25 protein-coding genes are annotated in these 22,453 nt (G+C 41.5%); 18 read left to right on the top strand and 7 right to left on the bottom strand.

Annotation, left to right across the window (positions count from 1 at the left end; all coding sequences use genetic code 11):
- Positions 1 to 188: 188 nt before the first annotated feature.
- The gene (locus ABC357_RS12925; protein WP_412887903.1) at positions 189 to 1,112 is read left to right on the top strand and encodes a Ppx/GppA phosphatase family protein; all 924 of its coding nucleotides are present in this window, start codon (positions 189 to 191) and stop codon (positions 1,110 to 1,112) included.
- A complete protein-coding gene (gene ppk1 / locus ABC357_RS12920) occupies positions 1,099 to 3,276 on the top strand; it encodes a polyphosphate kinase 1 (protein WP_412887902.1) in 2,178 nt (725 codons plus the stop codon). The genes ABC357_RS12925 and ppk1 overlap by 14 nt, the downstream gene beginning before the upstream one ends.
- 33 nt (positions 3,277 to 3,309) lie before the next feature.
- On the opposite strand, the gene ABC357_RS12915 is transcribed toward ppk1, so the two are convergent.
- Complete coding sequence (locus ABC357_RS12915; protein WP_412887901.1) at positions 3,310 to 4,047, bottom strand: C39 family peptidase; 738 nt, start codon at positions 4,045 to 4,047, stop codon at positions 3,310 to 3,312.
- A 197-nt stretch (positions 4,048 to 4,244) separates the two neighbouring features.
- Between ABC357_RS12915 and ABC357_RS12910 the strand changes: the two genes are divergently transcribed.
- The 11 genes from ABC357_RS12910 (at position 4,245) to ABC357_RS12860 (ending at position 14,371) form a co-directional block, all read left to right on the top strand.
- Entirely contained in the window at positions 4,245 to 4,703 is a 459-nt protein-coding gene (locus tag ABC357_RS12910; protein ID WP_412887900.1) for an SRPBCC family protein, read from the top strand.
- A gap of 74 nt (positions 4,704 to 4,777) precedes the next feature.
- A complete protein-coding gene (locus tag ABC357_RS12905; protein ID WP_412887899.1) occupies positions 4,778 to 5,608 on the top strand; it encodes an aldo/keto reductase in 831 nt (276 codons plus the stop codon).
- Between the two features lie 111 nt (positions 5,609 to 5,719).
- Entirely contained in the window at positions 5,720 to 6,547 is an 828-nt protein-coding gene (locus tag ABC357_RS12900; protein ID WP_412887898.1) for an aldo/keto reductase, read from the top strand.
- A gap of 115 nt (positions 6,548 to 6,662) precedes the next feature.
- Positions 6,663 to 7,499 (top strand): aldo/keto reductase, encoded by an 837-nt coding sequence (locus tag ABC357_RS12895; RefSeq protein ID WP_412887897.1) that lies wholly within the window; start codon positions 6,663 to 6,665, stop codon positions 7,497 to 7,499.
- 485 nt (positions 7,500 to 7,984) lie between these two features.
- Complete coding sequence (locus tag ABC357_RS12890) at positions 7,985 to 9,952, top strand: bifunctional 2',3'-cyclic-nucleotide 2'-phosphodiesterase/3'-nucleotidase (protein WP_412887896.1); 1,968 nt, start codon at positions 7,985 to 7,987, stop codon at positions 9,950 to 9,952.
- Positions 9,953 to 10,044: 92 nt separating this feature from the next.
- Complete coding sequence (locus tag ABC357_RS12885) at positions 10,045 to 10,329, top strand: hypothetical protein (RefSeq protein ID WP_412887895.1); 285 nt, start codon at positions 10,045 to 10,047, stop codon at positions 10,327 to 10,329.
- A 222-nt stretch (positions 10,330 to 10,551) separates the two neighbouring features.
- Complete coding sequence (locus ABC357_RS12880; protein WP_412887894.1) at positions 10,552 to 11,199, top strand: 5-bromo-4-chloroindolyl phosphate hydrolysis family protein; 648 nt, start codon at positions 10,552 to 10,554, stop codon at positions 11,197 to 11,199.
- A 14-nt stretch (positions 11,200 to 11,213) separates the two neighbouring features.
- Positions 11,214 to 12,383: a toxic anion resistance protein gene (locus ABC357_RS12875; RefSeq protein ID WP_412887893.1), complete on the top strand. Its 1,170-nt coding sequence runs from the start codon at positions 11,214 to 11,216 to the stop codon at positions 12,381 to 12,383.
- Positions 12,384 to 12,553: 170 nt separating this feature from the next.
- Positions 12,554 to 13,066, top strand: coding sequence for a sigma-70 family RNA polymerase sigma factor (locus ABC357_RS12870; RefSeq protein ID WP_412887892.1), 513 nt, complete (start codon positions 12,554 to 12,556; stop codon positions 13,064 to 13,066).
- Positions 13,041 to 14,072 carry an anti-sigma factor gene (locus ABC357_RS12865; protein ID WP_412887891.1) on the top strand — a complete coding sequence of 344 codons (1,032 nt, stop codon included), beginning with the start codon at positions 13,041 to 13,043 and terminating at the stop codon, positions 14,070 to 14,072. Before ABC357_RS12870 ends, ABC357_RS12865 begins: the two co-directional genes overlap by 26 nt.
- Positions 14,057 to 14,371: a hypothetical protein gene (locus ABC357_RS12860; protein ID WP_412887890.1), complete on the top strand. Its 315-nt coding sequence runs from the start codon at positions 14,057 to 14,059 to the stop codon at positions 14,369 to 14,371. The genes ABC357_RS12865 and ABC357_RS12860 overlap by 16 nt, the downstream gene beginning before the upstream one ends.
- A 47-nt stretch (positions 14,372 to 14,418) precedes the next feature.
- On the opposite strand, the gene ABC357_RS12855 is transcribed toward ABC357_RS12860, so the two are convergent.
- Positions 14,419 to 14,754, bottom strand: a complete 336-nt coding sequence (locus ABC357_RS12855) for a winged helix-turn-helix transcriptional regulator (RefSeq protein WP_412887889.1) — start codon at positions 14,752 to 14,754, stop codon at positions 14,419 to 14,421.
- 165 nt (positions 14,755 to 14,919) lie between these two features.
- On the opposite strand from ABC357_RS12855, the gene ABC357_RS12850 reads away from it, so the two are divergent.
- Genes ABC357_RS12850 through ABC357_RS12840 form a run of 3 tightly spaced genes read left to right on the top strand, consistent with a single transcriptional unit; the run spans position 14,920 to position 17,048 of the window.
- Positions 14,920 to 15,771, top strand: a complete 852-nt coding sequence (locus tag ABC357_RS12850) for a VOC family protein (RefSeq protein WP_412887888.1) — start codon at positions 14,920 to 14,922, stop codon at positions 15,769 to 15,771.
- A gap of 42 nt (positions 15,772 to 15,813) precedes the next feature.
- Positions 15,814 to 16,413 (top strand): nitroreductase family protein, encoded by a 600-nt coding sequence (locus ABC357_RS12845; protein ID WP_412887887.1) that lies wholly within the window; start codon positions 15,814 to 15,816, stop codon positions 16,411 to 16,413.
- A 35-nt stretch (positions 16,414 to 16,448) separates the two neighbouring features.
- Complete coding sequence (locus tag ABC357_RS12840) at positions 16,449 to 17,048, top strand: nitroreductase family protein (RefSeq protein WP_412887886.1); 600 nt, start codon at positions 16,449 to 16,451, stop codon at positions 17,046 to 17,048.
- Between the two features lie 39 nt (positions 17,049 to 17,087).
- Here the strand turns inward: ABC357_RS12840 and ABC357_RS12835 are convergent, their stop codons facing one another.
- The 3 genes from ABC357_RS12835 to ABC357_RS12825 form a co-directional block, all read right to left on the bottom strand.
- Positions 17,088 to 17,648 carry an AAA family ATPase gene (locus ABC357_RS12835; RefSeq protein WP_412887885.1) on the bottom strand — a complete coding sequence of 187 codons (561 nt, stop codon included), beginning with the start codon at positions 17,646 to 17,648 and terminating at the stop codon, positions 17,088 to 17,090.
- 93 nt (positions 17,649 to 17,741) lie between these two features.
- Entirely contained in the window at positions 17,742 to 18,833 is a 1,092-nt protein-coding gene (locus ABC357_RS12830) for a DUF1648 domain-containing protein (RefSeq protein WP_412887884.1), read from the bottom strand.
- A 5-nt stretch (positions 18,834 to 18,838) separates the two neighbouring features.
- Positions 18,839 to 19,228 carry a GntR family transcriptional regulator gene (locus ABC357_RS12825; protein ID WP_412887883.1) on the bottom strand — a complete coding sequence of 130 codons (390 nt, stop codon included), beginning with the start codon at positions 19,226 to 19,228 and terminating at the stop codon, positions 18,839 to 18,841.
- A gap of 147 nt (positions 19,229 to 19,375) precedes the next feature.
- On the opposite strand from ABC357_RS12825, the gene ABC357_RS12820 reads away from it, so the two are divergent.
- Positions 19,376 to 19,870 carry a DUF1572 family protein gene (locus ABC357_RS12820; RefSeq protein ID WP_412887882.1) on the top strand — a complete coding sequence of 165 codons (495 nt, stop codon included), beginning with the start codon at positions 19,376 to 19,378 and terminating at the stop codon, positions 19,868 to 19,870.
- 117 nt (positions 19,871 to 19,987) lie between these two features.
- Here ABC357_RS12820 and ABC357_RS12815 read toward each other — a convergent pair whose 3' ends face one another.
- Together ABC357_RS12815 and ABC357_RS12810 are read right to left on the bottom strand one after the other, a co-directional pair.
- Positions 19,988 to 20,212, bottom strand: coding sequence for a sulfurtransferase TusA family protein (locus ABC357_RS12815; protein ID WP_412887881.1), 225 nt, complete (start codon positions 20,210 to 20,212; stop codon positions 19,988 to 19,990).
- 18 nt (positions 20,213 to 20,230) lie between these two features.
- Complete coding sequence (locus ABC357_RS12810) at positions 20,231 to 21,298, bottom strand: YeeE/YedE thiosulfate transporter family protein (RefSeq protein ID WP_412887880.1); 1,068 nt, start codon at positions 21,296 to 21,298, stop codon at positions 20,231 to 20,233.
- Positions 21,299 to 21,618: 320 nt separating this feature from the next.
- On the opposite strand from ABC357_RS12810, the gene ABC357_RS12805 reads away from it, so the two are divergent.
- Positions 21,619 to 22,443, top strand: coding sequence for a M55 family metallopeptidase (locus tag ABC357_RS12805; protein WP_412887879.1), 825 nt, complete (start codon positions 21,619 to 21,621; stop codon positions 22,441 to 22,443).
- Positions 22,444 to 22,453 lie beyond the last annotated feature (10 nt).

Genomic DNA, 22,453 nt, shown 5'->3' with positions numbered 1-22,453 from the left:
AATTTCATGTATTTGTATATTTATCCACCCTTTTTCCAACAGCGATGAAGGGTTTTTTACCGTAAAAAGATGGATGGTCGAATTGTTAGAATACTTTAACATAATGATGACATGGAATTCACATTTGGAAAGTAGGATGATTTTAATATGGGCTGCCGGAAGGCGAACAGTTGAAACGGGGGTAGGAAATGATGCTGTACAGTGTAATCGATATCGGCTCTAATACAATCAGGTTAAATATTTATCAATATGAGAAGGAAAAACTGACGTCATTATTACATAAAAAATCGATGGCCGGACTTGCCGGATATGTGGAGAATGGCGCTTTAAGCCAAAAGGGAATAGAAGCGGCCGTAGAGACACTGGGAGAATTCAGAATGATCGCTGACCATTTTGATATTGGACAAGTCTACGCGTTTGCCACAGCTTCATTGCGCAATATCGTGAACAGCGATGAAGTGGTCAGAGTGATCAAGGAGAAAACCGGTTTTTCAGTAGAGATCATTGGCGGCGAAGAAGAAGCGACCTTGGATTTTATTGGGGCGACGCATGGCAAAAGAATTGAACATGGCCTAATGATTGATATTGGCGGCGGATCGACTGAATTGGCTTTTATCGAAAAGGGGGAAATCGTCCAAGCCTTCTCGTTGCCGATCGGTTCATTAAGCATGTTTTCTGACTATGTTGAAAAGCTATTCCCGGAAAAGCACGAAAAGAAAGCTATTCGTGAGCGAGTGGAGCGAGAGTTGGACAAATTGTCAGGAAGTATACCTCCCGGAACAATCCCTATTGTCTGTGGAGTGGGCGGAACAATCCGCGCAGCTAAAAAGCTGGATAATGAATTAAACGGCAGCAGTGACTTCCGGTCCATGGCTGTGCAAGATATAGCCGGCATGCTGAAAGGATTGAAAAAAGGCAAGAAGGAGACACTTCGGCTTATTCTGCAAGCTGTGCCTGACAGGGTCCATACAATCATCCCGGGAATGGTCATTCTTCAGACCATCGCCAAGAGATTTCAGTGTGAAACGATTTTTGTCAGTAAGTTCGGTGTCCGTGAAGGATATTTATATAAAAGAGTTTTGAAGGAAGGTAGAGGCAATGGGGAAAAATAAAAAAGCAGCAGATATTAGCTATACACAGAATAGGGAATTGTCTTGGCTACAATTCAATAAAAGAGTACTGGAAGAGGCGGAGGACCGAAATGTCCCATTGTATGAACGGTTAAAATTCGTCTCGATTTTCGAAAGCAATCTGGATGAATTTTTTATGATCCGTGTCGGCAGTCTTTTGGATCTCTCCTTAATTAAAGGAAATCATGTCGATAACAAGAGCGGATTAACACCATCGGAGCAATTGAGAAAAATCTTTAAGGAAAGTACCCCTCTGTATAAGAAGAAGGATAAGGCGTTTCTGGAGATTGAAAAAGAAATGAAGGCATCTGATATTCATCATCTTCAAATGAATCTGTTGGAGAATAAGGAGAGGAAATTCATCGATCAATATTTCAAGAATCATATATTGCCGATCCTTTCCCCGCAGATCATGGATTCCCATCATCCATTTCCGCATCTTCCGAATAAGACATTGAACATTGCCGTTATGCTCGAGCAAGGCGAAAAACAGGCATTTGGCATCATTCCTGTTCCGGCATGCCTTTCCAAAGTCGTTTATATTCCTGGCGGGGGGATCAGATTTGTTCTCGTAGAAGAAATCATCCTGGAATACGCCGATGAGGTATTCGAGAATTGTACAATAGCGGATAAAACGGTTATTTCCGTTACGAGAAATGCGGATATAAGCCCGGAGGATGAAGTGTTCGATGATGATGAGGATTATCGCCATCATATGAAAAAAATATTGAAAAAAAGAAGAAGATTGGCTCCTGTCCGGCTGGAAATCCAAAACCAATGCAGCGAGCCTTTATTGGAATACTTGATCGATATGCTTAAAATCAAAAAGGAACAGGTCTATTTTTCAAAGGCGCCACTTGTCATGTCCTACGTCTTTTCATTGCATGAAAAGTTGCCCTTATCGACTCTCCGTGAACTGAGCTATCCAGCGTTCGAACCGCAGCCCTCCGCAGAATTGGGCAAACGCGAGAACGTCCTGAAACATGTATTGAAAAAAGATTTGCTTTGCCATTACCCATATGAACAGATGGATCATTTTTTACATCTGATTAAAGAAGCTGCCAATGACCCTGCTGTTATTTCAATCAAGATCACCATATATCGGCTTGCCAAAAAGGCAAAGCTGGTCGAATATTTAACGGAAGCGGCTGAAAATGGTAAAGATGTATCGGTCTTAATGGAGCTGAGGGCCCGGTTCGATGAACAGAATAACATTGATTGGGCAGAGGAATTGGAAGAAGCGGGCTGTACAGTACTCTACGGATTCGAAGGCTATAAGGTCCATACGAAAATTTGCCTGATTACGCGAATGGAAAACAACGAGATTCAATATATTACTCAGATCGGCACAGGTAATTATAATGAAAAATCGGCAAAATTATATACAGATTTGTCTTTAATAACAGCGAATAAGGAGATCGGTGCCGATGCAGCCACATTTTTTAAAAATATGTCCATTTCCAACCTAGATGGGCAATATAGCAAGTTATTAGTGGCCCCTTCTTCCTTGAAATCAGGTTTGATCTCGATGATAGACGGAGAAATCGCCAAGGCAAAGGATGGCAAGAGGGCAAAAATCATTATGAAAATGAATTCTCTGACAGATAGGCAAATTATCAATAAACTATCGGAGGCATCCTGTGCAGGTGTGGACATCAAACTGATTATCCGAGGTATTTGCTGCTTATTGCCCGGCATAAAAGGCAGGACGGAAAACATAATGGTGGAAAGTGTGGTCGGCCGATTTTTGGAGCATTCACGCATCTATTGTTTTGGGGAAGGTGCCGATACAAAGATGTATATCAGCTCTGCGGATATTATGACGAGAAATACTGAAAAGCGTGTCGAAATTGCATGCCCGATAATAGATCCACATGTCAAAAAGACGATTCTTGATATGCTCGAAGTATGGTTGAATGATAACGTAAAAGCGAGAGTGCTTCAAAGCAACGGGGAATACAAGAAACGGCCAGGCTCAGAGTATCTTGCAGTGGACAGCCAGGGGATTTTCATGAAAGAAGCTATTTTAAGAGCGAAAGCAATACCTGATGAGGAAGAGGAAAAAATCCCAGCTAAGAAAAAATGGGGATGGTTTGCCAAATTGCTAGGAAGGGCAGCTGAACAAAAAAAACAGGAAGGCGCATAAGCGTCCTTCCTGTTTTTTGGCCGTGGCGGATGGCTACTTGATATACATAGCCTGGCGTCCCATCTGAATCCAGGCAGCCTCGAAATTCTGCCTGTTTATCGCCCTATTCTTTTCCTTTTGTAATGGATCATTCACATACACATATTCATCGTCATAATTCGTAATGACCACACTGTGTTGGCGGTAGGTAACATCCATTTTTCCTTGATCGGTGTTCCAAGTAAGGAAATGGTCCCTCGTTAACTCTTTATAGCGTGCATTCGTTATGACCCATACGGGATGTCCTTTTTCGACTGCATGGTATAAATCTTCAGGGTCCTTTGCTGTCAAATTAACAATCTTGCGTTTTGGGACATATTTCTCTGCCAATTCTATAATGGGTTCCACATATACTCCGAGTCCCGACTTATCCAGTGTATACATATTGCCGACAAATCCTTCGTGCATATTCCCCCTGAGCCCGCTTTGTTCAAATGGAACCTTATTGATTTGGTCTGCAAGCGTCATCTTATCGACATCTTTCCCATTGTACTGCAGGACCATTGCAAGGCTTGTCACTTCACATCCTCTCGGCAATTCAGGATATTGCATCACAAGTGGCACATCCAAAGGCCCCTCTCCTTTAGAGGAAGTAAAAAAGTCGGTCACTTTATTGAAAAAATCCTCCGCTTTTTGCATAAATCCACTTGAAGAAGCTGTCTTTGCCTGTACTAAGAATAGAAGAATACAAACCAAGAGGATTAGCAGAATTAGTTTTTTGATAGCTTTCAATCATCATCTCTCCCAATTATATGTTCATGTCCAGAAGTAATTGAATTGCAACGTGTTCCATGCATATTATGCCATTCCTAGAATGCCCAGTAAACCTGCAAGTTCTTTTTTGCAGAATTCAGCTTGAAGCAGGAATTGAAAAAGCTTATAGAGAATGACTAAAAGTAGTTATTAATTGTGCAGGAGGGACTATTTGTATGGCGATCAGTGAAAAGGAAGTGCAGATAGGCATTACGATTGAACAGGCATGGGATTTTACCAGCGAGCCGGATAATTGGCTGCCGTTAATGCCGGGGTATATTTCACACAGTATCCTATCAGAAGATGAAATTGAATGGGTATTCCTAGGGGACTTCGGCTTTATGAAAAAGAAAGTCACGTTACAAGTAGAACAACTAATGAGATGTGAGCCGGCAAGCATCACCTTTAATCTTCGCGGAGTCAGTGATCCTTTCAAAGGGGCCGGTTATTTTGAATTGAGCTACATCGATGAAGGGATTTCTGCAATAAAAGGCAGCCTGGATATTTCTGCAGGAGGATTGATGGGCGGAATGGTCAATTCAGTGCTCAAAACGTTCGTCCCGCAAATTACATCTGAACTTGTCGATAAAATGAAAGAAGAACTTACTGGGAAAACAGGCTTGGCTTCCGGTTAAGGTTCAAATTTTTGTATATGTGAGAGAATATGTGTAATCTATTAATGCAAACCAATCATTCAGGAGGGATTACGATGATTACGAGTTTACAAGATACAATTAAATTACATAATGATGTTGAGATGCCGCTGGTCGGATTGGGCGTTTGGCAGGTAGAGGATGGCTCCACTGTCATTTCTTCTGTCAAAAGTGCGATAAAGGCTGGGTATAAGGCAATCGATACAGCAGCTGCATACAAAAATGAAATCGGTGTGGGGCAGGCCATCAAGGAAAGTGGAATCCCCCGTGAACAGTTGTTCATCACAACAAAGGTGTGGAATAGCGACCAGGGGTATGAATCCACTCTTGCCGCCTTTGATGCAAGCATGGAAAAGCTTGGATTGGACTATGTCGATTTATATCTTATCCATTGGCCGACAAAAGGGAAGTATAAAGAAACATGGAAGGCTATGGAGAAACTTTACCGTGACGGCAAAGCAAAAGCGATCGGTGTCTGCAATTTCCACAAGCACCATTTGGAAGACCTGCTAACTGAGGCAGAAATTGTTCCGATGGTGAATCAAATTGAATTGCATCCATTGCTGACTCAAAAAGAATTGATTTCTTTCTGCAAGGAAAAAAATATCGTAGTCGAAGCTTATTCTCCGCTCGGAAATGGGAAAATCCTAGATCATCCGGTTTTGAAGCAGATTGCGGATCATCACGGGAAGACTGTGGCACAGATCATTCTTCGTTGGGATTTGCAAAACGGCATCATTGTCATACCAAAGTCCATCCATGAAAACCGCATCATCGAAAATAGTGAAATTTTTGATTTCGAGTTGGCCCCAGAAGAAATGAAAGCGATCGATGAGTGCAATAAGGACGAACGTGTTGGTGCAGACCCGGATAACTTTAATTTTTAATAGTATCGGCCTTCCTTCTTTTTGGGAGGGCCTTTTATGGTTGCTGCCATGTGTGAAATGCGATTGCCCAGGGTATACATACAGAAGTGATTATTAGAGGAGGAGTTATAGATGTACAAAACACTGCAGGATACTACTACATTGAGTAATGGCGTGAAAATGCCTGTTTTTGGGCTTGGCGTCTTTAAAATGGAAGGAGCGGAAGCGGTTGAAGCAGTCCGCCATGCCATCGATGAGGGTTACAGAGCGATTGATACTGCTTCCATGTATAAAAATGAAAAAGAAGTCGGGGAAGCCATTAAGCAATGCAATGTGCCAAGAGAAGATTTGTTCATTACAACGAAGGTATGGAACAGCGACCAAGGTTATGAGTCTACATTAGCGGCATTCGATAAAAGCCTGGAGGCCTTGGGATTGGACTATGTGGATCTCTATTTAATCCACTGGCCGGTGAAAGGCAAATATAAAGAAACGTGGAAGGCTCTAGAAAAAATATACCGTGGCGGCAAGGCAAAAGCGATAGGAGTATGCAACTTCCAACCTCATCATTTGGAAGACTTAATGAGCGCGGCGGAAGTGAAACCGATGGTGAACCAAGTGGAGCTTCACCCGCTGCTATCACAGGAAGAAGTAAGGGACTATTGCAGCAAACATGATATGAAAGTGATTGCCTGGGCTCCTCTTGGCCACGGTTCCGTTCTTGAAAATCCAACGTTGAAGCGTATCGCGGATAAACATGGAAAAACCACGGCGCAAATCACTCTTCGGTGGGATTTGCAAAATGGTGTACTGGTAATACCGAAATCATCCAAAAAAGAGCGGATCATCACCAACTCTGAAATCTATGATTTTGAATTATCTGCAGAGGATATGCGGATTATCGATGCTATGAATAAGAATGAACGGACTGGCCCAGATCCCGACCATTTTGATTTTTAATAGTTCCGGCAAGCTGTAAGGGCCGGCAGGGCGTTTACCTGCCGGCTCTAATGCTTTTTGAACAAATTTCGTGTAGTATATGACTATATCATCAAGAACTTTAAGGAGGGCTTTTATGATTAACAGCATTAAAGATACAACAACATTACATAACGGTGTTAAGATGCCGAGGCTCGGATTGGGCGTTTACAAGATGGAAGATAATGAACAGGCGGTGGAGAGCATCAAACATGCTGTCAAAACCGGCTACCGTTCGATTGATACAGCGGCCATCTATAAGAATGAAAAGGCAGTTGGCGCAGGGATCAAAGAATGTGGATTGCCGCGTGAGGAATTGTTTATAACCACAAAGGTATGGAATTCCGATCAGGGCTACCAATCTACATTGGACGCTTTTGAAACAAGCCTGGATAAGCTTGGCCTTGATTACGTGGACTTATATTTAATCCATTGGCCTGTAGCCGAGTCGTATAAAGAAACATGGAAAGCAATGGAGAAGCTGTATGAGGAAGGTAAAGTAAAAGCAATCGGAGTATGCAACTTCCATCAGCACCATTTAGAAGATCTATTGAAGGATGCCCGCATCAAGCCGATGGTCAATCAAATAGAACTGCATCCCAACTTAAACCAAGAGGCATTGAGAGCTTATTGCCAAACGCAGCAAATTGCTGTTGAAGCATGGTCGCCATTGGCACGCGGCCGTTTGCTCAATGATCCTCAATTGAAGCAGATTGCAGAGAAACATGGCAAAACCGTCGCCCAAGTCATTTTGCGCTGGGACTTGCAGCATGATATCATCACTATCCCTAAATCGGTCAAGCCACACCGCATCGAAGAAAATGCCGATTTGTTCGATTTTGCACTTAGTGATGAAGAAATGGCAACAATAGACCGCATGAATACAAATGAAAGAGCAGGGCAGGACCCTGATAACTTCCATTTTGATTTTTAAATCGTTTGCCTAATGCTGAATGGAATTTTGTTCAATTGAATTGGGCAGGTACTGATGCACCCCAAATGTTAGAGAGGGAAATCTAACGTTTGGGGTGTTTTTTGCCGTTTTTGAAAGGCAACGGATAGTGCTGCCGGTGAGCCTCTTATTTGATTTTCGCTAGTTGTCATTATTCATGGGGAACAATTGATAATTCCATTCATATTGGTCATTGACATTTATCAAAAAAGACACTTTCGCAGTGGGTACGGTGATTGCTCCATCGTGAGAGCAGAAGCGGCAAGACTCCCGCAGAGCATTAAAAATAGACTATGGAATTGGTTGTTTAAGAGGCCGATATCCTAATGTAGGAAAAAGAAATACTTTTGTGAATTAAGTTAATACACTATTTTTTTCAAAAAGGGAGATTTATAAATTATAATTCAAAAAAATCGTTTTCTTTCTTACATAAAAAACAAAAACATATTAGACAAGTGGAGGAGAACATGAAGAAAAAAATCGTACCCATTGCAGTAGCGGCAACCATCGCAACAGGGGGCCTGTTAATGGCCATGAGCAACAGCAAAACAAAAGAGGAACCGACAGTTGATTTAAGGATAGGAACGATCACCGATCTGCATGCCAATCTTATGAACTATGATTATTTTACAACTGAAGAGAATAATAAAATCGGTTTAAGTAAATTATCTACAGTCATTAGTGATGCCCGGAAAGAATCTACTAAAGGCAAAAATGAAAAGATTGATAATTTCATTCTGGTGGATAATGGGGATACCATCCAAGGAAGCGCCCTAGGGGATTATTACGCCCAAAATCCATTAAGCAAGGGGCATCCGGTTTACAATGCGTTATCAAAAGTAGGCGTGGACGTAGCATCCCTTGGGAACCATGAATTTAATTATGGATTGGATTATTTGAACAATGTTATCAAGGGAACAGAAAAGATGTCCATTATTAATTCGAATGTCTATGATACAAAGGGAAATCATATGTTCAAGCCTTATGAAGTCATTGAGGAAAAAGTAATGGACAATGACGGCAAGGAACAGATTGTGAAAATTGGAGTCGCAGGCTTCGTCCCTCCGCAAATTCTGAATTGGGACCGGACCAAGCTAGAAGGTAAAGTGGTGGTTAAGGATATTGTTGATTCCGCCAACGAAATGGTGGATATTCTAAAAAATAAAGAGAAAGTGGACATTGTCCTGGCTGTTGCCCATTCTGGATATGGCGATGAAGAGCACTCTGAATATGATGAAAATGCTTCTTATGAATTGACAAAGGTAAAAGGCGTGGATGCAGTAGTTGCAGGGCATACCCACCAAGCTTTTCCTTCAACAGAAGAGAAAATCAACAATCTTAAAAATGTTGATGTGAAAAAGGGAACAATTAATGGTGTAGCTACTACGATGTCTAATTACTTTGGATCCCACCTCGGAGTGATTGATTTGAAACTTCAGCAGAAGGACGGCCGCTGGTCAGTTATCGATTCAAAGTCTGAGTTGAGAAGTGTGGAAGATAGTGAAAACGATAAAACGGTTGTTTCAGATGTGAAAGAATATCATGATAAGACAATTGAATATGTAAGCAGCCCAATCGGCACCATCGATAAAAACCTGAATTCATTCTTTGCGTTAGTCAGTGATAACGAGTCTTTGGACATTGTCCAGAAAGCCCAGATAAACTATGTGAAAAAGGGCATTGAACAAGGAGAAATAGAAGAGCTTAAGCAGTATAAGTCTCTGCCGTTGATCAGCATTGCTGCCCCTTTCAAGGCAGGCAGTGCAGCAGATGACTACGTGGATATTCCAAAAGGCGACATTACGACAAAGGATGTTACGAACCTATATAAATATTCTAACAACCTGACTGTAATGAAAGTTACCGGCAAAGATCTGAAAGAAATGCTGGAAAGAACAGCAACTATTTATAATACAATCGATCCGGCAAGCAGCGATGAACAGGAATTGCTAAACGACAATTTTGTTCCCTTCAATTTCAATGTGATGGATGGGTTGAACTATGAGTTTGATGTAACAAAGGCGCCGCGTTATGATATGGATGGCAATTTAATAGATGAACATGCAGAAAGAGTAACGAATGTTACCTTCAACGGCGAAAAACTGAAGGATGGCCAGGAATTCCTTCTTGTGACCAATTCTTATTTCTCTGGTGGAGGCAGTAAGTTCCCGGCCACTCAGGAGGGGAAAACAACGGTATATATTTCTTCTGACGAAAACAGAGAGATTGTAGCGAAATACTTGAAAGATCATAAAAACAACATAATTGATAAAAATGACAATTGGAAAATAAAAAGTGTAGACCATTCAAAAGCAAAAATCGTGTTCTCCTCTAGCTCTAAGGGAAAACAAACGTTGACTGGGAATACGCCGATTTCAGCAATTGAAACGCTCGATAACGGATTGACTAAGTATTCGTATGACTTAACAAAATAGTCGATAACAAAGATCCTGCATATTTGGTGCAGGATCTTTGTTATAGGGACATTTATTCAGCTACACCCTTTTTTTAGGAATGGTAAAAAAGCATGGCCGATGAAAAACAGATTGTTGGATGTGTTCAAATAAGAGTCGGTCAGTATGAATATAAGAGTGACAGCTTGGCAACCAAACAGGTAATGGCTTATCATAGTCCGCCTGCATATACTTGTATGGAAAAAGCAGGGTGTGTTACGCAACTTTTGTCAAATATACAAAATACGGTAATGATTAGTTGCCAGGGCATGAAAGTTCACAGCTTTTCTGTTTTGCTTTATAGCTATTTAGGGAAAAATAAAGGTATACTGAATATACAAAGAAATGATTCAGAATAGGGCTTAGCAGCATGTAAGCCTGGCGTCTTATTTAGGTAAGGCGATAGAATTGGTATAATAGGCTTAAGGATCATTCACCAGCAATCGATGACTCCTTATTCCGAAAACGGTAGAAGAACGAATAGCCGTATAGCCGGGCTGAAGGCCGGCTTACAATGAAACTTTATAGAACGATAAACGTAAATACGTAATAAGGAATTACTAATAGGGAGCCGATGTAAGATGAAACCGATCGTATCGATATTCTTGTTTATCTTCCGACTTGGGGTTGGCGTTCTTTCCTTTGGAATTGCCTTCTTTATATGCCTGCTAGCATTCGATGTAGACTTTTTCTATTCATTGCTATCCGGTATAGGGGCAGCGTTCATTACTTTTTTTGGGCTGAAGTGGATTTTTGCCAGAAAAACAGTAAAGAACAGCGGATTGTCCCGCAGGGAATATAAATATATAGAAGAACATTTAGTGGAAGCCAAGGGGAAAATTTCCCGCCTGCAAAAAGTGATGTTTTCAGTAGGCAATGTGTTCACCATCAAGCAGAATTATGATGTGATCCGCGTAGCGAAAAAAATACAATCAATTGTAGAAAATGAACCAAAGCGGTTTTATGAGGCGGAAGCCTTCTATTATTCGCATCTGGATTCACTTGTTGAACTAACGGAAAAATATGTATTTTTGACCAAGCAGCCTGTAAAAACAGCAGAAATCCAAGAGTCCTTGCGCGATACGCGCATTACAATTTCCTCTATGAGTGAAACAGTGGAGCAGGATTTGTTCAAATTGCTTTCAAGCGATGTGGAATCATTGGCTTTGGAATTGGATGTAGCCAAACAGTCCATTGAAAAAAACAAGGATGAAGATTTAAAGTCATAGAGGAGGAGTTTTAGATGAGCGATTACCAATCTTTAAATAAAAGCGATTCATTGGATGATTTACTATCCAATCCTTTCGGCGGCGAACATGGAGAACAGCCTCTTGAATTAAAGAAGGAAACAGAAGCCAAGCCCCAGCGTTTGGTTGATGTACTGCCGGAAGAAAATAAGGAACGTGCCCTTCAATTGGCGGAACAGATCGATCCGACCGATTTTCAGGCAATGATGATGTATGGAACACAAGCGCAGTCGAAGCTAATGAGCTTTTCGCATGCGATGCTGGACCAGGTGCAGAAGAAGGATATTGGCGAGATCGGCGATATCCTCAGCGATTTGATGAAGCGGCTTGAAAGTGTGAAGCCGGAGGAATTGGATGCGAAGAAGAACATCGTTTCACGATTCTTCGGAAAAATCCAGTCTTCCATTCAGGAGACATTGTCCAAGTACCAAAAGACTTCCGTTCAAATTGACCGCATTGCTGTCCAATTGACCCATGCAAAAAATACGCTGCTTGGAGATATCGGCATGCTCGAGCAATTATATGAGAAAAATAAGGATTATTTTCATGCATTGAATATCTACATCGCTGCAGCTGAAATCAAAATGGCTGAATTGAATGAGAAAACCATCCCGGCACTCCGGAAAAAAGCTGAAGAGACCGGGGATCAAATGGCTGTCCAAGAAGTGAACGATATGATGCAATTTGTGGATCGGCTGGAGAAACGGATGCATGATCTGCAGCTAAGCCGCCAAATTACGATCCAAAGTGCGCCGCAAATCCGCTTGATTCAAAATACGAACCAAACGTTAGCGGAAAAGATCCAGTCTTCCATTATGACGGCCATTCCATTATGGAAAAACCAGGTGGCGATTGCGTTAGCCTTGCTTCGCCAAAAAAGTGCCGTCAATGCGCAAAATCAAGTGGCAAAAACGACGAATGAATTATTGTTGAAAAACTCCGAGATGCTGAAAGTGAATACAATTGAAACAGCCAGAGCGAATGAAAGAGGCCTTGTGGATATTGAAACATTGAAGAAAACACAGGACAATCTTGTGACTGCACTTGAAGAAACCATCCGCATCCAGGCAGAAGGGCGAATCAAACGCCAGCAGGCCCAAATAGAGCTGACAAGCATGGAAGAGGATTTGAAGCAGAAACTCTTGAATATAAAGCCTCAAAACTAATAAATAGAAAAAACGAAAAAAAGCGCAGCCCGGTATGGGCTGCTTTTTTTATGCCTTCAACACTGATAATTTGTTATATTTTACTTAAATATAAAATTATTTACAATTTTGTTTAATAGTGCAACTTATTTCGTTTTCATCCGTGGATTAAGTGAAAAGGGGGAAGATTGGTGGAACTTGATGAAATGTTCCGGCTTTATGTAAACGATATTTACCGCTATGTTTTCTCTCTCTCCAAAAATCACCATACTGCAGAGGATTTAGTCCAGGAAGCTTTCTATAAAGCATATGTCCAATTGGAATCATGCGAAATATACAATATGAAGGCATGGTTATTCAAGGTAGCTTATCATGCATTTATTGATTTCCAAAGAAAGCATAAACGAGTGGATATACAGGATTCGGTCTATTCAGTTGGCAAAGACTGCAATACTCCAGAAAGTCTGTTGATGGAGAAAGAAAACTATGGGCGCCTTTTATCCATTATCCATGAGCTGCCGGTTAATGAGAAACATGTGCTCATTTTGTGCGATTTGCACAGTTTGTCTAATAAAGAAGCCGCAGAGGTGTTGAATATGAAGCTGAACACTGTAAAGAGCCATTTATACAGAGGAAGGCAGAGAGCCATAAAGAAGATAAAGGAGTTGAACCACAGCGATGAAGGATGGACAGAATCGAGATGAAGAAATATATGCTTTATACCTTAAAGAAACAATAAATGAATTTGAAGCAGAGAATGCGTTGAATGAAGAAGGGCAGAAACGGATTATCATGAAAGGAAAACATACTGCCCGAATTACAACGGTTATGATTTCTTTGGCCGTTATCCTGCTTATTTGCCCCGTCCTCTATTTATTGTCTTATATGTATTACAGCCAGGATTCCAGAGCGGACCGCTTGATCGACCAGGCAATTAAAACCATTGAGACAACTGTCCCGAACAGTACGGTCGATAGAAGTAAGATCGATACAGATATTGGCTTATTCACCTTGAAAACCTCTTTTGACGTGCTGTCTAAAATAGGGGGAGATGTCTATAAAACGAGGCATTACAATATCGAATTCATGATGTCTAGCGCCGATGTTCCAAAAATTGAGGCATCCTATGATATGCCTTTGAAACCGCAAGATAACTTTGAATCTACCATGCTATTTCATCCTAAGGCAACTTCAAAGACCAATCTTTACTCTGGTTGGAACACCATAAGGGATTTGCCGGACGGCACAATAACCGAAGTATATATGTCTTTCAGTGAAATCCTTACTCAGGAGCAAGTAGAAAAGATGCTGCCTGCTTCTCTGGAGCTAAGATGGCTGGCAGTCGATACAGGGATAGAAGGTAAACAAAATGATGAAGAAGGGTTTCCAGTCATACCGATCGGATTTCCAGTTCAACCAGATGATCATTTATGGGCGACCTATTCAGGAGAGGAAGAACATCGTGCAGTATTCAGCAACGTATTGAAGGAATTGGCTGATTCACAAAAGAATGTGGATACTATCACGGATAAAAGATCTCAAAATCAGACCCTTCATTTAACGGAACGCTTACGTTTTATTGAGAAGAACGGGATCGGAATATATGGAGCTGTGGTGACAGGACCGACGAAAGATTTTGCCGAACTAAGAAATAATGAACAGATAGAAGGAATTAAGATAGGAGAGGTTAAATTGTGGAATTACCATTAAAGAAAAAGAAATGGCGGAGCCATTCAAAGCTGCCGACGGTGACTGGTTTTTTATCCTTTCTTCTCGCTTTGATCATATTAGTGGCGGGAAATATCTATTTTTTGACTCAGTCGAAGCTGTTTTTAGGCCTTTTCTTCAGCAAGATGCCATTGATAGGACTATTATTGGGAATCGCAGGTTTATTCACGAAAAAACATTCCAGGCTTTATGCCATTTGGGGCATTGGATTGCATGCCTTCATTTTGGTGTATTATGTATTAATGATAGTTTTTCAATTATCTATAAATTATGTGCCATAAAGAAAAAAACGGCATCCCATTCGGGGGTGCCGTTTTTTCGGGTTCCGTCATTCACTTTTTCCGCTTTCTTCAATATGGATCCAATCGTGGGACCACGTTTCGACGCATTCGAAAATGGGTTTTAATGCTCGTCCTTTATCTGTAAGGGAGTATTCAATCCGGACAGGAGTTTCAGGATAAACCTCTCTTTTGACAATACCTGCTTGTTCCAGATCCTTCAGCCGGTCGGAAAGAACTCTTCCGCTTATCGTAATGCCCGCTTCTATTTCGCTGAAACGCTGAGGCCCCCCGTTTAATAGCTGATAAACGATCAGGCCGGTCCAACGCTGGCTGATAATGCTCATGGCTTTCTCGAACCTGGGACATAAATGTGACTCATTCATAGTCCTCACCTCTATAGGTCTAATTATACATTATTCTTACAAAAAATAAAATAATTACTTTTTTATAATTAATTACTTGACGTATATAAATAATAAAACTATACTTACTTACATAAAGTAACTAACTTACAGATTGGCTCGATTATAGAAAAGAGGAGAAAAGAGATGGGATTTCATACAACTCCGAATAGATTTATCAAGCAAGTCAGATTGACTATTACTAATTTGGAAAAATCGCTTCATTTTTATTCGGATTTCCTTGGATTCAAGGTTCTGCGAAAAACGGAAAAAGAAGCGGATTTGGGAGTGGAGGGGAGCCGGGCCATCCTGACATTGCTTCAACCGGATGGCGCTACTCCTAAGGAAGCCCGGACAGCAGGCTTATACCATTTCGCTATCCTGTTGCCTTCGAGGAAAGAGTTGGGGAAATTCCTTCTCCATATGGCCAAAGCCAATTACCCTCTTGGAGCCGGAGACCATCTAGTAAGCGAAGCTTTGTATTTCGATGATCCTGATGGAAATGGTATTGAAGTGTATTGCGACCGCCCTGCATTGGATTGGACATGGAAGGGCGGCCAAGTTGAAATGGCTATGAATCAGCTTGATGCTGAAGGGATTTTAGCCGCGGGCAAAGGAGAACAATGGGCAGGCATGCCTCAGGGAACAGTTATGGGGCATATACATCTCCACGTGGCCCATCTTTCCGAAGCAGCTGAGTTTTACAGTAAGGCTTTCGGTTATGAAGTTGTCAGTGCCTTGGGCAATCAGGCATATTTCTTGTCCACAGGGCGCTATCATCATCATATAGGGCTGAACACTTGGAATGGAGTAGGGGTCCCGCAGGCAGGGCGCCACAGTGCCGGCCTTGAAGAATTCATCCTTTCCGTCACCGACAACGAAGACATTGAAAAAATTAAGCTCTCTTTGAAGGCGTTGCATGCACCCGTTGAAATGTCGAATGGCTACCTTCACACATCCGATCCATCGGGCAACAGGATTGCCATCGCAATTCAGTAAAACCATTTCATACTATAAATACAATTAAAGGGGAAATGAAAAATGGCTAAAGATATATACAATGCGTTGAAGGATAGACGTTCCATATATGCAATCAGCAAGGAAACGCCTATTACAGATGAAAAAATCCAGGAAATAGTCGAACATGCAGTGAACCATACACCATCTGCTTTCAATTCACAGACATCAAGGGTTCTGGTTCTATTTGGCGAGCAGCATGACCGCCTTTGGGATTTGACGAAAGAAACACTTCGTAAAGTGGTCCCTGCTGAAGGATTTGCAGGCACAGAACAAAAAATGGCAGGCTTTAAGTCAGGATACGGCACTGTTTTATTCTTTGAAGACCAAGAGACAGTCAAGGCGCTTCAACAACAATTTGAATTGTACAGCGACAATTTCCCTGTTTGGTCAGATCAATCGTCCGGCATGCTTCAGTTGGCTGTATGGACACTTTTGGAAGCGGAAGGCTTCGGTGCATCCCTTCAGCATTACAATCCATTGATTGACGAGTCGGTGGCTGCCGAATGGAATGTGCCATCCAGCTGGAAGCTTACAGCACAAATGCCATTTGGAAAACCATTGGCTGAAGCAGGAGACAAACAATTCAATCCTATTTCAGGCCGAGTGAAAGTGTATAAATAATAGAGAGAACAACATATATAAAGGAGATTTACATCATGGCAAAAGATTTTTATAGTGCATTGAAAGATAGACGCTCTATTTATGCAATCAGCAAGGAAGCGCCTGTTTCGGATGAAAGAATTCAAGAGATTGTGGAACATGCGGTGAATCATTCACCATCCGCCTTCAACTCGCAAACTTCACGTGTGCTTGTCCTTTTGGGTGAACAGCATGACCAATTGTGGGATTTAACAAAGGAAACACTCCGCAAAATTGTCCCTGCAGATGGATTTGCCGGCACAGAGGAAAAAATGGAATCCTTCAAAGTTGGATATGGTACAGTTTTGTTTTTTGAAGATCAAGATACCGTTGCGGCTTTGCAAAAACAGTTCGAATTATATAAAGATGCTTTCCCGACCTATTCATCACATTCAACAGGCATGCTCCAATTGGCTGTATGGACTTCTCTTGAAGCGGAAGGTTTCGGCGCATCCCTGCAGCATTACAACCCATTGATTGATGAAGCGGTTGCAGCTAAGTGGAATGTACCATCCAATTGGAAGCTTACAGCACAAATGCCTTTCGGAAAACCATTGGCTGAAGCAGGCGAAAAGCAATTCAATCCCGTTGAAGACCGTGTGAAAGTATATAAATAACGTATAAAGGCACTTGGATATTCCAAGTGCCTTTTTTCCTTACAATTGAAATCTGTCCTTTATTTGTTTCGCCGCATCTCTTGCACTAAGAGTAGAGTTATGTATTTTGATATAATTCGGGGTATTCAGTTCGCCTTCAAATGAATTCAATCTATACATATCCATCGATACTCTTAAATCATTTTCAGACCATTCAATGTTTCGTTTTGATGGTTTGTGTTTGAGCCTATTTTCACTTTTGTTTCGGAAAACTCTTTCTTCCAAATCTGCTTCAAGTTCAACATAGTATACGTTCCCGCCCCTGTCTTCGAAGAGACGGGAAATCTTTTTTACATAATCCCAATCAGCCTTATGGTCAAATGCCCAAACGTAGGTGAAAATCATTCCATACAAATTGCTCTTTGATACTTCTTCAAAAATCTCCTGCCGAAATAAGCTTACTAGTCTTTTTCCTTCTTTTGTACTGTAATCAAAAAATTCACTTACTATATCGATTGTCATATGGTTATGAAAAAGTTTCAAGCCAGTTAATTCAGCAAGTTCTTGCCCGACAGTCATTTTTCCGACCGCCTGGGGACCGAAAATAAGAATGAATTTCATCAAATTCTCCTTAAGTATTTTTTGTTGTTCTTCTACTATAAAAAGTACCACTCAAAAGCGGTCTTATCCCTACATCTATCCGAGTATACGAAGTTACATAAAAATAAGGGGTAGGAAGGCTATAAGCAAAATGGCAAGAATGCTGATCCAGGCAATTGGATGGGCAAAATTGCACGTCCAGCCTATGCCGAATCGTTTTTCGACAAAAATGGAAGGATCCTCCCGATTCCAATAGAATAAGCCCAATTTCCAATGTTCATCTTCATCCCTATTGCTGAAGGAAGTGGCCGCTTTCTTGCCGGTCTTAATCCGGCTCCCCCCCTGGCCGACTTTGATGGTCAGGTAAACCGTGTATAAAAGAAGCAAAAAGGTCAATCCAAAGGAAGCATAGATGCTTATTTGAGAAGAAATAAGATTAAACATGCTCAATTGGACTAGTAAAAAAAGAATGCACATAAACGTGGCAGTGACAATTATGAACCCCGACCATCTACGCCTGAAAGCAATGGATTGGATGGCAGATTCAGCGGGATTTTGTGCATTAATCTGTTGCTTTGCTTTCTTAATGCTCATATTGACCGCCATCATCAGTAAAACACTTGCAAACTGGATGGTTGGAAGTAAAAAAACAGTGCCGAACGTTGTCCTGCTATATGAATCAGGATTTCCCCGGAAATCAAAATGTGTCGGAATGCTAGAAGGCAATGAATCGTACATGAACATGCTTATAAGAGCTGTAGTTATTGTAATAAAACCGGGAATCAAAAACCAGCTGTAAGAATGGATTATTTTTTTCGAATGGAAGGTTGTATCTATGATGATCCGTTCAGTCTTTTTATTATCGAACCACCCTTCCTTCCGTTTCATTTTTGTTAATTTCTTATGGGCAGGGAGGTAGAAGAGGAAGGGAAGGATTATTATGATTGCAGCCATGCCAATTGCTAGGATTGCATCGGTACTGCCCTCAAACAAATAAGCGGCTCCGAGCAGTATTGCGGTCAATCCGAGTATCGTTATGCCGGTCTGCAGTGCATACCGTTTTCTCATCGCCTGTATATCGGAACGGTTCGATATTTCCTCCGGCATTGATACACCGAATAATTCAGTCTTTCTGGTGAAATATGGGGTACCGGCAATGAGGATTATTGCTGGCAGCATAATAAAAATGATTAATAGATGTTCCATCGGGTTTACTCCTTTTCTGAAAGTATGTATGAATAAACAAGGCTGATTTGCTTTTGGAGTTCAGCATGCGTCAGGCCTCTGCCTATTGCTTCAATCACTAAAGGCTGGAGTTTATGTTGGAGCAGTTGTAGTTGTTCATCAGTTGCTTTCCTTGCTTCGGGATCTTCAATGACAGCACATTTTTTACTGTGTATGGCGATAAAGCGCTCTTCCTTTAATTGCTGATAGGCTTTGTTGACTGTATGCATATTGACTCCCAGGTCACTGGCTAAAGAACGGACTGACGGCAGAGGGTCTCCGGACTGCAATTCGCCTGTAGCAATGCCTTTCATGACTGAGTAGACTAATTGGGTATATATGGGAATTTCTGATTCAAAATCAAGTGTAAGCCACATATCATTTCTCCCTTTTGTGTTATCTGTTATACATAGTGTATAACAAAGTAACGAAAATGTAATATGTTTTTTTCCTTATTAAGTAGGATTTATTTTGTGTGAAAAAGAATAGTTATACAGAGAGAATATTGAGAGGGGCAATCGACTATGATTGGTAAAGAATATTTACGTGTTGTATGTGAACGCTTTGTTGACATGAAAAGAATTGCGGAAGGAGCGATTGAACAAGTAAGCGACAGCGGACTCTTTTGGCAGGATAATGAATCATCGAACAGCATTGCGATCATCGTTAAGCATATGAGCGGAAATATGGTTTCAAGATGGACACAATTTTTATCCGCGGACGGTGAAAAGGAAAACCGCAACCGTGATGGGGAATTTATTCAGCATTTTGCTAACCGGCAGGATTTGCTTCAAAGCTGGAATATAGGGTGGAAAGCGTGTATTGGCACATTGGAAAGTCTCAAGGAAGAAGATTTATTGAAGACCGTTACAATCAGAAAAGAACCTCATTCAGTCATAGAGGCCATTGAAAGGCAAATGTACCACTATTCTTATCATATTGGGCAAATTGTTTTTATAGCCAAACAATTAGTGGCTGATGATTGGAAGAGCTTAACAGTGCCGAAAGCAACAAGATAACGTTTGGATGAATAGTCAAGACTATGTAAAAAGGAAGCTGCTTAATGGACAGGAATAAATAAAAAAGCAATCCCCCTTCCACGTTGAACAGGGATTGCTTTTTTGTGTAGGGGCACTTTACCCTTTTTTAACAATAATTTTCCATTGAGCATCATCGATTTGTTCGAATTCAGTCACTTCGTGCCCGTCGGTAGCAGCCCATCTGGGAATGCTTTCAGTTGCCTGTGTGCAATCAAAATGGATAATTAGCTCTTCCCCCTTTTCCATATCTTCGATTGCTTTTTTAGCTTCAACCAATGGGAATGGACATACCATTCCTGTTGTTTCTAATACTTTAGCCATTTTTATTCCCCCTATTATTTATGATGCCTTCACTTTAGATTGAATGGTTGGCCGGGCTGTTCTTGAGTTGCGGATAATCGTGAAATAGACAGCGATCCATGTTCCTAAAAGGAAAAAGACAATGGATGCCCAACCTTGCCATGTGAAGATAGCGGAATTCACTAACCCATTTCCAATCGTGCAGCCGCCGGCCAATGTAGCGCCGAATCCCATGATTAATCCGCCGGCAGCATTATTGCCCAATGTTTTTTTGTCCGGCAGGCGGAAACGGAATTCCCCGCTTCCTTTTGCAGCCAGATAAGAACCGATTAATATTCCAAGGACTAGGAATACACCCCAATCAAGAATGGCTTTATCGCCGGTTACCGCATATTGGAGCACTTTTGCGCTTGGTGTTGTAATACCCAGGCCGTGCATGCGGCCAGTCGCTTCGCTTAAAGGCCAGGCCAGAATGGCGATTAAGCCGACCAAAAAGGCCGTAAAGAAAGGGTGCCATGATTTTTCAAATAAAAGATGGGCAATGCCTGTTTTCTTCGGTTTCAATCTTGCGACTTTTACTTTTGGCTTTTTGGCTTCCCGTAGGATAAACCCGCCGACAATCAATATCAAGACTATGACTAATATCCACGGTGAAACACGGAATGTTTCGAAAATATAGGTGTCGCTTGTTTGATAGGATTGTATCTTATTTGCTGTCGGAGACAGTATGCCGAATTTAGACATGGCTGCACCGAGCATATAACCGAATAATGCCACCCAGCTGCCGATCAAGCCCTCGCCTGCTCTGTACCAAGTTCCAGTGGCACAGCCTCCGGCAAGCACCATCCCAGCTCCGAATATTAGCCCCCCCAGAATGGTTCCCAACCAAGGAAATGGACCAGCCTCCAAAGAAATGGCGCCTGTATCCTTGAGGATGAATACACCTACGCTTTGAATAGCTATGACGATAAAGGTGGCAAGAAACATTCTGCCATCTCTTGCAATCAGTAAATCCCTATATGCGCCAACGACGCAAAAACGCCCTCTTTGCAGGACAAAACCCAATAATGCGCCGCAAATTATACCTGTAATGATCATTTGAGCCATGTTAACACCCCTTCGATTTTTAGGTTGGAATTATAATACTACAATTCTTATGTAATTACTAGGTTTTAAAGTTTGTTTTTTGAAAAATAGGCTAATTTCGCCAAAAATACTTTAGCTTAAGGGGGTGAACAAGGCTATAAGCGCACTTTTCGGCAGTAGGTCGGCCATTTTTTTCAAATGAAGGACGCCTCTTTTTTGCCCGGCATAAGAAGCGTAAAAGAATTTGTTGGAGATCAGGAAAAAATAAGGATGAAGTTGACCGGTAATTATAGTATAATAATTTAAAATTATTAGAATATTTAAGAAATGGAGGAAGTAATTTGAAATTATATATGTCTGTTGATATGGAAGGGATAACTGGTCTGGTTGATCATACCCATGTTTCTTCCGACAAGCATAACTATGGGCGCGGCCGGGCCATTATGACCGAAGAAGCCAATGCAGTAGCTGCTTCCGCTTTTTCTGAAGGCTGCAGCGAGGTCATCGTCAATGATAGCCATTCAAAAATGAATAATCTGCTCATTGAACACATGCATCCCGATGTAAAGCTGATTTCGGGAGATGTTAAACCCTTTTCGATGGTACAAGGCTTGGATGATACGTTTCGCGCCGCCATTTTTGTAGGTTACCATGCGCGTGCCTCGGCTAGGGGTGTCATGTCGCATACGATGGTTTTTGCCGTCAAAAAAATGTACATAAATGAAATAGAAGTAGGAGAACTCGGCTTAAATGCATATGTGGCAGGCTATTATGGCGTGCCGGTCATCATGGTTGCCGGCGATGATGGAGCTGCCGAGGAAGCAAAGGCTTTAATCCCGAATATCACTACTGCTATCGTAAAAGAAACCTCATCTAGATCTGCTGCACTAACACTCACCCCTGTTAAAGCAAAACAATTGCTAAAAGAGAAAACCGCAAAGGCACTTCTATCAATAGACAAAATAGAACCGTTAACTCCACCGGATCATCCATTGCTGACAATTGAATTCAATAATTACGGACAAGCGGAATGGGCTAACCTAATGCCGGGAACAGAACTTATAGAAGGCACAACCAAGGTCTCATTCCAGGCTGATGATATTCTGGAAGCCTATAAAGCGATGCTTGTCATGACAGAGCTGGCCTCGAATTCAACATTTAATTAGGATGTGGACA

Source organism: Bacillus kalamii (assembly GCF_047238185.1).
Classification (GTDB): domain Bacteria; phylum Bacillota; class Bacilli; order Bacillales; family DSM-1321; genus Bacillus_AD.
Note: the sequence above shows the minus strand (reverse complement) of the source record. Positions and strands in the feature narration are given on the sequence as shown.

What these genes read in the sequence shown, in the direction of transcription:
- ABC357_RS12925 (WP_412887903.1), top strand. Translation starts at nt 189, where the DNA reads ATGATGCTGTACAGTGTAATCGATATCGGCTCTAATACAATCAGGTTA.
- ABC357_RS12910 (WP_412887900.1), top strand. Translation starts at nt 4,245, where the DNA reads ATGGCGATCAGTGAAAAGGAAGTGCAGATAGGCATTACGATTGAACAG.
- ABC357_RS12835 (WP_412887885.1), bottom strand. Translation starts at nt 17,648, where the DNA reads ATGAAATTCATTCTTATTTTCGGTCCCCAGGCGGTCGGAAAAATGACT.
- ABC357_RS12820 (WP_412887882.1), top strand. Translation starts at nt 19,376, where the DNA reads ATGATTGGTAAAGAATATTTACGTGTTGTATGTGAACGCTTTGTTGAC.
- ABC357_RS12850 (WP_412887888.1), top strand. Translation starts at nt 14,920, where the DNA reads ATGGGATTTCATACAACTCCGAATAGATTTATCAAGCAAGTCAGATTG.
- ppk1 (WP_412887902.1), top strand. Translation starts at nt 1,099, where the DNA reads ATGGGGAAAAATAAAAAAGCAGCAGATATTAGCTATACACAGAATAGG.
- ABC357_RS12875 (WP_412887893.1), top strand. Translation starts at nt 11,214, where the DNA reads ATGAGCGATTACCAATCTTTAAATAAAAGCGATTCATTGGATGATTTA.
- ABC357_RS12815 (WP_412887881.1), bottom strand. Translation starts at nt 20,212, where the DNA reads ATGGCTAAAGTATTAGAAACAACAGGAATGGTATGTCCATTCCCATTG.
- ABC357_RS12905 (WP_412887899.1), top strand. Translation starts at nt 4,778, where the DNA reads ATGATTACGAGTTTACAAGATACAATTAAATTACATAATGATGTTGAG.
- ABC357_RS12900 (WP_412887898.1), top strand. Translation starts at nt 5,720, where the DNA reads ATGTACAAAACACTGCAGGATACTACTACATTGAGTAATGGCGTGAAA.
- ABC357_RS12840 (WP_412887886.1), top strand. Translation starts at nt 16,449, where the DNA reads ATGGCAAAAGATTTTTATAGTGCATTGAAAGATAGACGCTCTATTTAT.
- ABC357_RS12880 (WP_412887894.1), top strand. Translation starts at nt 10,552, where the DNA reads ATGAAACCGATCGTATCGATATTCTTGTTTATCTTCCGACTTGGGGTT.
- ABC357_RS12890 (WP_412887896.1), top strand. Translation starts at nt 7,985, where the DNA reads ATGAAGAAAAAAATCGTACCCATTGCAGTAGCGGCAACCATCGCAACA.
- ABC357_RS12865 (WP_412887891.1), top strand. Translation starts at nt 13,041, where the DNA reads ATGAAGGATGGACAGAATCGAGATGAAGAAATATATGCTTTATACCTT.
- ABC357_RS12825 (WP_412887883.1), bottom strand. Translation starts at nt 19,228, where the DNA reads ATGTGGCTTACACTTGATTTTGAATCAGAAATTCCCATATATACCCAA.
- ABC357_RS12855 (WP_412887889.1), bottom strand. Translation starts at nt 14,754, where the DNA reads ATGAATGAGTCACATTTATGTCCCAGGTTCGAGAAAGCCATGAGCATT.
- ABC357_RS12885 (WP_412887895.1), top strand. Translation starts at nt 10,045, where the DNA reads ATGGCCGATGAAAAACAGATTGTTGGATGTGTTCAAATAAGAGTCGGT.
- ABC357_RS12845 (WP_412887887.1), top strand. Translation starts at nt 15,814, where the DNA reads ATGGCTAAAGATATATACAATGCGTTGAAGGATAGACGTTCCATATAT.
- ABC357_RS12895 (WP_412887897.1), top strand. Translation starts at nt 6,663, where the DNA reads ATGATTAACAGCATTAAAGATACAACAACATTACATAACGGTGTTAAG.
- ABC357_RS12810 (WP_412887880.1), bottom strand. Translation starts at nt 21,298, where the DNA reads ATGGCTCAAATGATCATTACAGGTATAATTTGCGGCGCATTATTGGGT.
- ABC357_RS12830 (WP_412887884.1), bottom strand. Translation starts at nt 18,833, where the DNA reads ATGGAACATCTATTAATCATTTTTATTATGCTGCCAGCAATAATCCTC.